Origin of the sequence: Bacillus sp. SIMBA_074, from assembly GCF_046534555.1 — a bacterium.
Lineage (GTDB): Bacteria > Bacillota > Bacilli > Bacillales > Bacillaceae_G > Bacillus_A > Bacillus_A mycoides.
In genome coordinates this window covers 106204-119237 of record NZ_JAWRYM010000010.1, presented here as the reverse complement: position 1 = coordinate 119237, position 13034 = coordinate 106204, and the positions used below count along the sequence as shown (strand labels likewise).

Genomic DNA, 13034 nt, shown 5'->3' with positions numbered 1-13034 from the left:
TGTTAGTTGTTAAATATAGGGGAATTCCCTTTTTATACATAATGCCTTCCATTTCATAAACGGAACGGACAAAAAAAGAGATATAACTAGGAGGCTTTTTTGCATGGATTCTATCCTGACGATCGTTATCATTGTAGTAAGCTCTATTCTAGTGCTGCTCATGATAGAGCTTGTGATAAGAAATCGTTCATATAAAGATATTGAAGCACTGGAGCAGTGGAAACAAGAGATAAAAGATAAACCTGTGGCAGATGAACTAAAGCGGGTAAAAGATTTAAATATGACAGGTCAAACAGAAGAGCTGTTTGGTAAATGGCGTGAAGAGTGGGATGAAATTGTATCAACAACTCTTCCGAAAGCTGAAAAAGATTTAGGGCAAGCGCGAAAATTCGCCTCGCAATTCTCCTTCCGCAAAGCAAAGCATGCGATGAAAGAATCCATAGGTGGTTTAGATGACGCTGATAATCGTATTACAGACATTTTAAATGAATTACAGCAACTGTTAGAAAGCCATGAGAAAAATAGCGCGGAAATTGAAGGGTTACGTGATACATATCGTAGTATGAAAAAGAGCGTTCTTGCTCATCGACACATGTATGGAGCAGCTGAGCAAAAAATTGAGGAGATGTTAGATGTTGAATCCGAGAAGTTCAAAACTTTTGAAGAGGCAACAGATAATGGTGATTATTTAAAAGCGAGAGAAATTGTTATTAGTTTAGAAGAAGGTTTAGCAAGTTTAGAAATCGTTATTCATCAAATTCCAGATTTATTGGTAGAGTGTCAAGCGACATTACCAGTTCAGCTGGAAGATTTATTACAAGGCCATGATGATATGATAAGACAAGGCTATGTATTAGAGTATTTGGAAATTCCTAAAGAAGTCCGCGATATGACGACACAACTACACACATGTTTAATGGATATACAGGAACTTCATATAACAGAAGCAGCAGAAAAAGTAGAGAACTTAAAAACTCGTTTAGACAGTTTTTATGATCAACTTGAACAAGAAGTGCATGCGAAACATTATGTGGAGCAAAAAACAATGTCTGTTTATGAAGATTTAGAAGAAATTCGTACAGAAACAATTGAAACGAAAATAGAAACACAACTTGTGAAACAAAGTTATCAATTACAAGACAAAGATATTGAGTCACAAAAAGTAATTGAAAAGCAAATGCATATTTTAATGAAACGTTTTGAAGTGTTACAAATACGCGTTGCTGAACAAGATATTGCATTCTCTATCATTCGTGAGGAACTAGAAGAGGTTTATGAGCAATGTGAAACTTTAAAAGTACTTCATGCAGAATATAAAGAAATGCTGCAAACGATGCGCAAAGAAGAATTTGAAGCACGTGAGAAGTTACAAGAAATGCGAAATACAATTTTTGAGACGAAACGTTTTATGCAAAAGTCGAATTTACCAGGTCTTCCAGAGAGTATTATGGAAGATTTACAAAAAGGGCAAATGGCGATGCAAGCTGTATATGAGCAATTAGAAGTAAAGCCGTTAAATATGAATACTGTAAATAGCAGTTTAGAAGAAGCATACACAGTTGTGAATGGTGTATCTGAAATGACAGAAGAATTAATTGGACAAGCTTATTTAGTTGAAAAACTAATTCAATACGGTAACCGATACCGCAGTCATGATGAGAATCTTGCAGAAAGCTTAAATTATGCGGAGAAATTATTCCGTGAATATCAATACGATGCAGCTTTAGAACAAGCGGCTTCTATATTAGAGCAACTTGAACCTGGTGTTGTTCAAAAAATAGCTGAATATGTAGACAATGAGCAAACCCTTTAATAAAGGGTTTGTTTTTTTGTGTAATTTTGAAGTCGATGTTGCTATAATGAATAGCGGAATACAGTAAGGTTGTTCGTTTCAAAATAAAGTGAAACTTTAATCAGTGGGGGGCCATCCCCCCACTGATTATTAGCCTTCACCAATCGGGCATTTACGGGCAGTGGATTTCCCACCTAACTTCTTTGCTCCAGCTGAATTTTGAGGTGGGAGTCTTACTGCCCACAAATAGCGGGATAAAGTGAAACCATAAGTGATGGGGTTTCATCCACCACTGATTATTAATCTTCACCACTCAGTATGCCTGCAAATGGCCGGGGGAAATGTACACTTTTATATAAAAACGGAACCTTTGAGTAGTCTTAGCGTAATTACACGTATTTGTGATATGATTATATGATGTGATAGCGCTGAAAGGGGAAGAACGATGATCTATTTTGATAATAGTGCGACGACGAAGCCATATCCAGAAGCGCTGCAATCGTACGTAACGGTTGCAGGGAAATATTTTGGTAATCCTTCTTCTATTCACTCGCTTGGAGGAGAGGCAGAGCGTCTATTAACACAATCGAGAACGATTGCGGCACAGCTCCTTCACGTTAAACCTTCTGAAATTATTTTCACATCAGGTGGAACGGAAGGGAATAACCTTGCGATTAAAGGGATAGCGATGAGGAATCGTTCGCGCGGCAAACATATCATTACAACAAATATTGAACACGCGTCTGTGTTTGAAGCATATAAACAATTAGAAGATCTCGGTTTTGATGTAACGTATTTACCGGTTAACGAGCACGGTGTTGTATCGGTAGAAGATGTAAAACGAGCACTTCGTGAAGATACGATTCTTGTGTCAATTATTCACGTGAACAACGAGACTGGAGCGATTCAGCCCGTTGCTGAAATTGGAACATTATTAACGAACTATCCGAAAATAAGATTCCACGTGGACCATGTACAAGGGATAGGAAAAGTACCACTTGATTTATACGCTTCTCATATTGACCTTTGTTCAATATCTGGACATAAATTTCATAGCGTAAAGGGGACAGGTCTTCTTTACGTACGTGATGGTGTAAGATTAGATCCAATCTTATCAGGTGGTCAACAAGAGCTCAAGTATCGTTCAGGTACAGAAAATTTACCTGGTATTGTAGCGATGGTGAAAGCACTTCGTATGACGATGGAACAAGTGAAAGAAAAGATAGTTCATTTGCAAAATTTACAAACAGAGCTGGTCCGTTTCTTTAAAGAGATGGAAACTGTAACGATTAATACATCACTTGAATATGCGGCACCGCACATTTTGAATGTATCATTTGTCGGTTTAAAACCAGAAGTAGTCGTTCATGCTTTAGAAGAGCATGGTGTATATGTATCGACGAAGTCTGCTTGTTCTTCAAAAGCAAATGAAGTGAGCAGAGTACTAGTGGCAATGGGAGTACCGCACGCCGCAGCTACAAGTGCGATTCGCATTAGTCTAGCACCAGACAACACGATGGAAGAAGTAAAACAATTTGAAGGTATTGTTAAAGAGACGATGCCAAAATTATATGAAGTGATGAGGTAAAGAAATATGATGACATATGAATATATTTTAGTTCGTTATGGAGAGATGACGACAAAAGGAAAGAACCGTTCTAAGTTTGTAAGTACGTTAAAAGATAATGTGAAATTCAAATTAAAAAAATTCCCAAACATTAAAATTGATGCAACACATGATCGTATGTACATTCAGTTAAATGGTGAAGACCATGAAGCAATTTCTGAAAGATTGAAAGATGTATTTGGTATTCATAAGTTTAACTTAGCAATGAAAGTAGCATCAGAATTAGAAGATATTAAAAAAGGTGCATTAGCAGCTTTCTTACAAGTAAAAGGTGATGTGAAAACATTTAAAATTACAGTGCACCGCTCTGATAAGCGCTTCCCAATGAAGACGATGGAGTTACTTCCAGAAATCGGTGGGCACATTTTAGAAAATACAGAGGATATCACAGTAGATGTTCATAATCCAGATGTGAATGTACGTATAGAAATTCGCAGTGGTTACAGCTATATTATGTGTGGTGAGCACATGGGAGCTGGCGGTTTACCAGTTGGCGTTGGCGGAAAAGTAATGGTACTTCTTTCTGGTGGTATCGATAGCCCGGTAGCAACTTACTTAACGATGAAACGCGGCGTATCTGTGGAAGCAGTTCACTTCCATAGTCCACCTTTCACAAGCGAGCGCGCGAAACAAAAAGTAATCGATTTAGCACAAGAGTTAACGAAATACTGTAAACGTGTAACACTTCATCTTGTTCCATTTACTGAAGTGCAAAAAACGATTAATAAAGAAATTCCATCTAGCTATTCTATGACAGTTATGCGTCGTATGATGATGCGTATTACAGAGCGTATTGCAGAGGAGCGTAATGCACTTGCAATTACGACTGGTGAAAGTCTTGGACAAGTAGCGAGCCAAACGTTAGATAGTATGCATACGATTAACGAAGTGACAAACTATCCTGTTATTCGTCCGCTTATTACGATGGATAAATTAGAAATTATTAAAATTGCAAAAGAAATTGGAACGTATGATATTTCAATTCGTCCATATGAAGACTGCTGTACAGTATTTACACCAGCAAGTCCATCGACGAAACCGAAGCGTGAGAAAGCAAATCGTTTTGAAGCGAAGTACGATTTCGCACCGTTAATTGAAGAGGCTGTAGCGAACAAAGAAACAATGGTATTACAAACAGTAGAAGTAGTGGCTGAAGAAGAAAAATTCGAAGAACTTTTCTAAACCCATAAATTACCACATTCAAATGTGCATGAAGTCATGTTGTTTATCACACTCTATACTCACAAGGAGGTGATATAACATGACACGAAGCACAAATAAATTAGCGGTTCCTGGTGCTGAATCAGCATTAGACCAAATGAAATACGAAATCGCTCAAGAGTTTGGTGTTCAACTTGGAGCTGATGCAACATCTCGCGCTAACGGATCTGTTGGTGGCGAAATTACGAAACGTCTAGTTTCACTAGCTGAGCAACAATTAGGCGGTTACCAAAAATAATCCCATATACGATGGCTTAGAAAGAGCGGGTTCTCCCGCTCTTTCTTTTTGTCGTTTTCGTCGTTATTTGCCGATGAATCGTTATGTTAAAAACATCGTCGCTATACATTCATACATCAATTCGACATAAATATAAAAAAATTGTCAAAAGAAGAGGGTTCAAAATTTACTGAAAATTCTTTATTATATAAGGGAGGCATAGAAATAAAGGAGGATGTTATATGAAGAGAGAGGAATTGTTAGCGCCACCGTCTTATAATTTAGTTTCGGAAATAGAGAAATATACGAGTGATAAAGAGAAGCTTGCTTTAATTTGGCAAGATGATAAAGGGAATAGACGAGAGATTACATATTTTGAATTAATGCAAGGTGCGAATAGAATTGGAAACGCTTTTATAAAAAGTGGCTTACAAAAAGGGGACAAGCTCCTTATTATGATGCCGCGCTTAATTGAAGCTTACATGACGTATATTGCTGCGATTAAAGCAGGATTTGTCGTTATTCCAAGCTCAGAAATGTTGCGTAAAAAAGATATTGAGTACCGTATTGGGCACGGAGAAGTGAAAGCAATTGTAAGTTACGAACCGTATATTGGACAATTCGACGGCGTAGAAGCGGTGGAATCTCTTCAAAAATTCGTTTTGAGCGAGCGTTCAGTAGATGGATGGACGAATTTAAAAACAGCATTAGAAACGGAAAGTGATACGTTAGAAATGGCGAAGACGGATAAAGAAGATATGGTCTTTTTATCTTATACGTCAGGGACGACAGGAAATCCAAAAGGAGTTGTTCATACACATGCATGGGCATACGCTCATTTACGTACAAGCGCCCCGAACTGGCTCGGAATTGAAGGGAATGATGTTGTATGGGCAACGGCTAGTCCAGGTTGGCAAAAATGGATTTGGAGCCCGTTTGTAGCGACTCTCGGTTCAGGTGCAACAGGATTTGTATACAATGGTAAGTTTGAACCAAAAACGTATTTAAATTTATTAGGCGATAACAAGGTGAATGTGCTTTGTTGTACGCCGACTGAGTATAGATTAATGGCAAAGGTAGAAAACTTAAGTGAGTACAATTTAGAAGCGTTACATAGCGCTGTATCGGCAGGTGAGCCGTTAAACAGGGAAGTTATTGAAACGTTCCAAAGGCATTTCGATATTACAGTAAGAGACGGCTATGGGCAAACGGAAAATACACTACTTGTTGGAATAATGAAAGGGATGGACATTAGACCAGGATCAATGGGAAAACCGACGCCAGGAAATCATGTTGATATCGTAAACGAAGAAGGAACTCCTGTACAGGTAGGAGAAGTTGGTGATATTGCAGTTCACATTGAAACACCAGCACTCTTTAAACAATATTATAAAGACGATGAGCGCACAGCGATGCAATTCCGCGGTGATTATTATATTACCGGTGATAAAGCGAAAAAAGATGAAGAAGGATATTTTTGGTTTGAAGGTCGCGGTGATGATATTATTATTAGCTCTGGTTATACAATCGGACCGTTTGAAGTCGAAGATGCACTTGTAAAACATCCATATGTAAGAGAATGTGCGGTTGTCGCAAGCCCTGATGAAATTCGCGGAAGTGTCGTGAAGGCATTTATCGTATTAAGAGAGAATATAGACAAGAACGAAGAAACATTAATTCCAGTGCTCCAACAACATGTCAAAGAATTGACTGCACCATATAAATACCCTCGCAAAATTGAATTTGTAGATGAACTACCAAAAACGATTTCCGGAAAAATTCGCCGTATTGAACTTAGAAAACAAGAGATGGAGCTGCCTTCAAAATAATTTTGAAAATAGGGAAGTAAATAGTTGAATGAAATGTTAAATGTATGATATTATAAAAACGAACATAAGTTCGATTTTATAAATTAAAAAAAGAGGTGTCCGTATGATTTTAGGTATTAATCCGTACTTAGTTTTAGATGGTGGTGGGCAAGAGGCTGTACAGCTTTATAAAGAGGCGTTAGACGCAAAAGTAGAAGTAATGCAAACTTTTGGTGAGATGCCTGAAAATCCAGAATACCCAATTCCAGCTGAAGCGAAAGAGCGCGTTGCACATGCTCATTTGAAAATTGGTAATACGGAACTTATGATTTCTGATACATTCCCAGGTCAGGGGCATACGATTGGATCTCAAGTGACAATTGCAGTTCGAATTAGTAATGCAGAAAAAGCGAAAGAAGTATTCGATAAGTTACAAGAAGGTGGAGAAGTTATTATGCCACTTCAAGAAACTTTCTGGAGCCCAGCATACGGACAAGTAAAAGATAAATTTAACATTGAATGGCAAGTTACAACGAACCCTACTGAACAAAATTAATTTTTGGGAAAGCACCATTTTTAATCGAAATGGTGCTTTTTTTATACGAACGAATTTCGTAGACTAAAGGAAAAAGGGGATGAGCATATGGGAGAAATTTGGTATGGCGGCACCATTTACACTATGCGAGAAGAGAATGAAAAAGTAGAAGCTATTTACGTTGAAAATGGCGTCATTGTTCATATAGGGAATAAAGAAGAGTTAGAAAGCCGATATTCAGAAGTGAAGTTATGTGACTTAAAAGGGAAAACGATGATTCCAGGGCTTGTTGATAGCCATATGCACCTTATTGGCCATGGGGAGAGGTTACTTCGTCTAGATCTATCAAATTGCAAATCTTATAGCGAAGTACTTACTCTTGTTCAGAAGCGCGTAGAAGAAGCGCCAGAAGGATCTTGGATTATCGGAGAAGGATGGAATGAAAATAATTTTACAGATACAAAACAAGTTCATGTACGTGATTTAGATGAAATCTCTAAAGAACATCCGATTTTATTAAAGCGCGTTTGTCGTCACGTGACATGGGTGAATTCATACATATTGCAAGAAGCGAACATAACAGAAGCGACGCAAGATCCAAAGGGCGGAAAAATTGGTCGTGACTCATTAAATAAATTAACAGGACTTTTATATGAGCAAGGACAAGAGTTAATTAAACATGTTCAGCCCGAAATAGATGGAGTGTATTTGCAAAGTGCTCTGCAAACAGCGATTTCAGACTGCTGGCAATACGGATTAGTTGGCGGACATACGGAAGACTTAAATTATTATGGCGGCTTTCAAAAAACGTACAATGCGTTTTCACACGTTATAAAAGAAATGCGGTTTAAAGCGCATTTACTCGTTCACCATGAAGTAGCGAATGAACGAAAAGAATATGAAAATGAGCACTATATTGAATTTGGTGCGATGAAAATTTTTTCTGACGGCTCTTTTGGCGGAAGAACAGCTTTATTAAGTGAACCGTATGAAGATGCGAAGGAAACAAATGGAGTTGCCATTTTCTCACGTGAAGAGCTTGCAGGTTTAGTGAAAAAAGCACGAGATTTACATATGCCAGTTGCGATTCATACAATTGGTGATTTATCGCTTGAATATGTCATTGATGCGCTTGAATTACATCCACCAGCAGAAGGATTACGTGACCGTATTATTCATTGCCAGCTAGCTCGTGAAGAGTTGATTGAAAGAATGCAACACTTGCCAGCTATTATTGATATTCAGCCGGTCTTTGTTTCATCGGATTTTCCGTCAGTTATTGAAAAACTAGGAGAACATCGTCTTCGTTATGCGTATGCTTGGAAGACGTTACTGGATGCAGGATTACACTGTAATGGAGGCTCTGATGCTCCAATTGAACAAGTGAATCCGTTTTTAGGTATGTATAGTGCTGTTACACGTAGAAGTTTTATTGATGGTGTATGCTATATGCCAGAAGAAAGATTAACGGTATATGAAGCTGTCTCTTTATTTACAACAGGAAGTGCCTATGCAATCGGAAAAGAAGCGAAGCGAGGACAAATCGCAAAAGGATATGAGGCAGACTTTACGATATTAGACCGCAATGTTTTTGAAATTGAGGCGGAAGAAATAAAAGAAGTACAGGCAGAAATGACCGTCATTGATGGGAAGATTGTTTATAGAAAAGACGTCTAAAAATTTGAGGGAGCGGCTCCGAAAATACATTTTGGTGCTGCTTCCTCTTTTTAGATAGGTTGATGATGTCGGTAAATTGATATTTTGGGTAAAATCGTTGATATAATTTCATATACTGTTGTCCTGTTCCAAAATGTTTTGTGAAACAGCGTCAAGTTGCATTTGATAAATAAAAAACCCTCGAATTATGGAAATCCCATAATTCGAGGGTTTTTTGATTACTATAAAAACGTTCTCTGTACTTTTTCCCAGAAAGAGTTGTTTTTTAATTTAACAGTTTTAATTTGTTTATCGCTTAAACGAACAACGGCTTTTTCCACTTGTTTAATGCTAAGTGCTTCGTTATCCATTCCGATAACAGGATAATCATTTCCATCTGGTTTAAGTGTTAAAGTTAACGTACGCTCGTGATTTAAAAGGAACGGTGACCCGAGTGTACGGTATGTGTTGTTATTTAAAGATGCTAGTTCGCTTACTTGGAAACATGGGATAAGTGGATCGACAACTGCACCATGTAATGATTTATTGTAAGCGGTACTTCCTGTTGGTGTGGAGATAACTAATCCATCACCTCTAAAGGTTTCGAAATGTAAATTGTCGACGTGTACATCTACGACAAATGTTTTAATGATACTAGAGCGTAATGTGAATTCATTTAAACAATGGAAAGATGTACCGTGATCTACATCTACTTTAATTGTTGGATATTTTCGTACTTCAATTTCGTTTTTTGTAATTTCTTGAAGGGCTGTATCAACGTGATCGATGTGGAAATCGCAGTAGAAAGAAATTTCATCTTTCGTAGAAATACCTGCGTATAAGCAATCTTCTCTAAAGCCAGTTTTACGAACGGCTTGTAAGAAAGTTCCATCATCTCCAACGCTGACGATAGCGTTTGCATTTTTTGGATGATCTAATATGGTAAATCCATTCTCCTCTAAAATACGATATACTGGTTTCATTTTTTCAACGAGCGTTACTTTGTCATCACCATAAAAGAAAAATAAATTGCGACGATTTGCCATTATGTATCCCTCCACTGCAGTTAAATTTTCTAGTCTTAGTGCTGCATATCATCAAAATGTATTCTGAATAATATGCTCAAATAGTATATTTCGATATAAAATGTCAAAATCCCTTTTTATTTTTAGAAAAATTTTTATATTCAATTTTATAAAAGGTTGTTTAATGATGAATAAACTTGTCGATAATGGGTATGGAGTGAAAGGATGGTAAGAATGAAATGGCTTGTAATTGGAATGATAATTCTTCTACTTTTTATTTTGCTTATACTATTATCGAAAATATCGCTTAAGGTGACGTTTTTATATTCAGAAATGGAAAAACAATGTTTATTTCAAGTGAAAATATGGATGATTCGATATACGTTTGATGTATTGGAAAGAATTGAAAAACAACAGAAAAAAACGGGGCAGAAAATCGAAAAAGCTGAGAAAGATGGCGGAATAGATAATAAAATTATGGCACAACTTGATAGCATTGGAGAACTGATAAAAAAGCTTCAAGAAGTTCATACTATTGTTAAAGATTTTCTCAAACGAGTGAAAATCAATAGTTGGAAGTGGCATTCACAAATTGGAGCAGGCGATGCGGCTAGTACTGGAATTGTCACTGGGTATGCATGGGGGACAAAAGGAATGGCTGCTGGAGTTGTAGGACAATATATGCATATTGTCGACGTACCAGAATTTGAAATTACCCCTGTTTTTCAAGGGAAAGGATTTGCATCAAGGTGTGAGTTAACAGCATCTTTTCGTATATTTCGTGCTATAAAAACGGGTATCAAATTACTCACGTTTATGAGAAGACAAAGATCTGGTACGAACGAAAAATCAGTTCAATCATAGGGGGGATATAAAGTGGACCATCCAATTCAAGGTTTAATGACAACTGCAATGCAGCATTTAAAACAAATGACTGATGTAAATACAATTGTTGGTGACCCAATTAAAGCGGCAGATGGAAGTGTAATTCTTACAGTTTCGAAAGTCAGTTTTGGATTTGCTGCTGGTGGAAGTGAATTTGGTAAAGTAGAACATTCAGGCCGTCATCCATTTGGCGGGGGAAGTGGTGGAGGAGTTTCTATTAATCCTGTTGCCTTTCTTGTTATAAATGGAGAAGGTGTGAAAGTATTACACTTAGATAAGCAAACACACGTCATCGATAAAATAATTGAATTAGCGCCACAAGCTGTTGATAAAGTGAAAGAAATGATGGATAAACGAAAAGAAGATGATCCTGAATTTCAAATTTAACGAATAAAGAAGCTGATCAATGGATTAGCTTCTTTATTTTTTTGTAAATAAAGCGATTTTATTTGCATTATTGATAGGGACAAACTATCATTTACATTGTACATATTTTGTTTAAAATAAGGGAGGATTTTTAAGTGGCAAATGTAACTTTTAAAGGTAACCCAATGACTTTAGTTGGAACAGAAGTTAAAGTTGGCGATCAAGCGCCTAACTTCCAAGTATTAGCAAATGACTTATCTCCAGTAAGTTTAGAGACATACAAAGGTGAAGTAAAATTAATTAGTGTTGTACCTTCAATTGACACAGGTGTATGTGATGCACAAACTCGTCGTTTTAACGAAGATGCAGCAGGTATTGAAAACGCGAAAGTATTAACAATTAGCGCTGATTTACCATTCGCTCAAAAACGCTGGTGTGCAGCAAACGGTTTAGAAAATGTTGTAACACTTTCTGATCACCGTGACCTTTCATTCGGTGAAGCTTACGGCTTAGTAATGAAAGAACTTCGTTTACTTGCTCGTGCAGTATTCGTAGTAGATAGCAATGACAAAGTAGTTTACGCAGAATACGTAGGCGAAGGTACAAGCCATCCAAACTATGAAGCAGCATTAGAAGCAGCTAAATCTGCGAAGTAATGTAAATGAAGACGACCTCTCATTAAAGTTTTACTTTAGAAGAGGTCGTCTTTTCTCATGTATTGTTAACTGAACCAATATATGAGAAAAGACGTTACATCATAAACAACTTGAAGGGGAGCTCTTTGCAAGAGGTCGCTTTTTCTTTTGGGAAAAATTTAGATTATGGTATGATATAAGTTATGTGTAAAAGAGAGAAGGAGGAATGTACGTGAGTCAGGCAGTGGAAACATTATTTTCTATTTTTGATTCTTCTACGGTAGTTTTACGTAAAGAATTAGATGTAACATATTTAGAGGCGCTTGTAGAAACAGGTGATAACTTGTTTGAAGGAGCGATTTTACAAGAGGAATTATCCGAATCAACAATTGAACGGTTGAATCGTGAATATAGTACGTTTAATGAAGAAACATATAAAGGGGAAGAAATTCGTAAAGCATTTCAGCTAGCCATTTTAAAAGGAATGAAAGAGGGCGTACAAGCGAATCACGAAATGACGCCAGATGCAGTTGGAATGTTCATGAGCTACTTATTCCATAAGTTTATGCAAGGTCAAAAAGAAATTACTGTTTTAGACCCTGCAATTGGAACTGGTAACTTAATGACTACATTGTTTAATAGCGCCAAAGAAGAACTAACAATGAGTGGATTTGGTGTAGAAGTGGATGAGGTGTTAATTAAACTTGCTTTAGTAAATGCAAATTTACAAAAGCATGCAATCGAATTCTTCCACCAAGATGGACTAGCACCACTTTATATTGATCCAGTTGATGCAGTCGTTTCAGATTTACCAATTGGTTATTATCCAAATGAAATTGTTGCAAGTGAATATACATTAAAAGCAAATGAAGGAATGTCATATGCACATCACTTATTTATTGAACAAAGTGTGAAACATACGAAAGAAGGCGGGTATTTATTCTTCTTAGTACCAAACTTCATTTTTGAAAGTGATCAAGCGCCAAAGCTACATGCATTCATTAAAGAGACATGTTTTATTCAAGGATTATTACAGCTTCCTGTTTCCATGTTTAAAAACGAGAAAAATGCAAAAAGTATATTTGTTCTCCAAAAGAAAGGCCAAGGTGTAACAATGCCGAAACAGGCACTACTAGTGGAATTACCTAAATTCTCTAACATGAAGGCTATGGAGAACATTATGGATCAATTGAATACTTGGTTTGCAACACATAAATAATACGATATATATGTAACAGGGTTAGTAATTAATGTAGTACAGTTTTAT

Annotated in this window: 12 protein-coding genes; 11 read left to right on the top strand and 1 reads right to left on the bottom strand. The window is 36.9% G+C overall.

Annotated elements, in window-relative coordinates; translation table 11 throughout:
• The first annotated feature begins 103 nt into the window (after window positions 1–103).
• The 7 genes from ezrA to SB773_RS13630 all read left to right on the top strand — a co-directional run bounded on the left by ezrA (window position 104) and on the right by SB773_RS13630 (window position 8877).
• Window positions 104–1813: a septation ring formation regulator EzrA gene (gene ezrA, locus SB773_RS13660; RefSeq protein WP_113734105.1), complete on the top strand. Its 1710-nt coding sequence runs from the start codon at window positions 104–106 to the stop codon at window positions 1811–1813.
• A gap of 424 nt (window positions 1814–2237) precedes the next feature.
• Complete coding sequence (locus tag SB773_RS13655; RefSeq protein WP_033731427.1) at window positions 2238–3380, top strand: cysteine desulfurase family protein; 1143 nt, start codon at window positions 2238–2240, stop codon at window positions 3378–3380.
• A gap of 6 nt (window positions 3381–3386) precedes the next feature.
• Entirely contained in the window at window positions 3387–4601 is a 1215-nt protein-coding gene (thiI, locus tag SB773_RS13650) for a tRNA uracil 4-sulfurtransferase ThiI (RefSeq protein ID WP_088034024.1), read from the top strand.
• A gap of 79 nt (window positions 4602–4680) precedes the next feature.
• Window positions 4681–4878, top strand: a complete 198-nt coding sequence (locus tag SB773_RS13645; RefSeq protein ID WP_060750624.1) for an alpha/beta-type small acid-soluble spore protein — start codon at window positions 4681–4683, stop codon at window positions 4876–4878.
• 221 nt (window positions 4879–5099) lie between these two features.
• Window positions 5100–6686 carry an acyl-CoA synthetase MbcS gene (gene mbcS / locus SB773_RS13640; protein ID WP_410590370.1) on the top strand — a complete coding sequence of 529 codons (1587 nt, stop codon included), beginning with the start codon at window positions 5100–5102 and terminating at the stop codon, window positions 6684–6686.
• Window positions 6687–6789: 103 nt separating this feature from the next.
• On the top strand, window positions 6790–7221 hold the full coding sequence (locus SB773_RS13635) for a VOC family protein (RefSeq protein ID WP_012261823.1): 432 nt from the start codon (window positions 6790–6792) through the stop codon (window positions 7219–7221).
• 87 nt (window positions 7222–7308) lie between these two features.
• On the top strand, window positions 7309–8877 hold the full coding sequence (locus tag SB773_RS13630; RefSeq protein WP_410590367.1) for an amidohydrolase: 1569 nt from the start codon (window positions 7309–7311) through the stop codon (window positions 8875–8877).
• 221 nt (window positions 8878–9098) lie between these two features.
• Here the strand turns inward: SB773_RS13630 and SB773_RS13625 are convergent, their stop codons facing one another.
• The gene (locus tag SB773_RS13625) at window positions 9099–9902 is read right to left on the bottom strand and encodes an NAD kinase (protein ID WP_002015552.1); all 804 of its coding nucleotides are present in this window, start codon (window positions 9900–9902) and stop codon (window positions 9099–9101) included.
• 204 nt (window positions 9903–10106) lie between these two features.
• Between SB773_RS13625 and SB773_RS13620 the strand changes: the two genes are divergently transcribed.
• From SB773_RS13620 to SB773_RS13605, 4 genes are all read left to right on the top strand, one after another.
• Entirely contained in the window at window positions 10107–10745 is a 639-nt protein-coding gene (locus SB773_RS13620; RefSeq protein ID WP_016106347.1) for a DUF2953 domain-containing protein, read from the top strand.
• Window positions 10746–10757: 12 nt separating this feature from the next.
• Window positions 10758–11153, top strand: a complete 396-nt coding sequence (gene ytfJ, locus SB773_RS13615) for a GerW family sporulation protein (protein WP_000350005.1) — start codon at window positions 10758–10760, stop codon at window positions 11151–11153.
• 134 nt (window positions 11154–11287) lie between these two features.
• Complete coding sequence (gene tpx / locus SB773_RS13610) at window positions 11288–11788, top strand: thiol peroxidase (RefSeq protein WP_002015549.1); 501 nt, start codon at window positions 11288–11290, stop codon at window positions 11786–11788.
• 211 nt (window positions 11789–11999) lie between these two features.
• A complete protein-coding gene (locus SB773_RS13605; RefSeq protein ID WP_002015548.1) occupies window positions 12000–12986 on the top strand; it encodes a class I SAM-dependent methyltransferase in 987 nt (328 codons plus the stop codon).
• The last annotated feature ends 48 nt before the right edge of the window (window positions 12987–13034 follow it).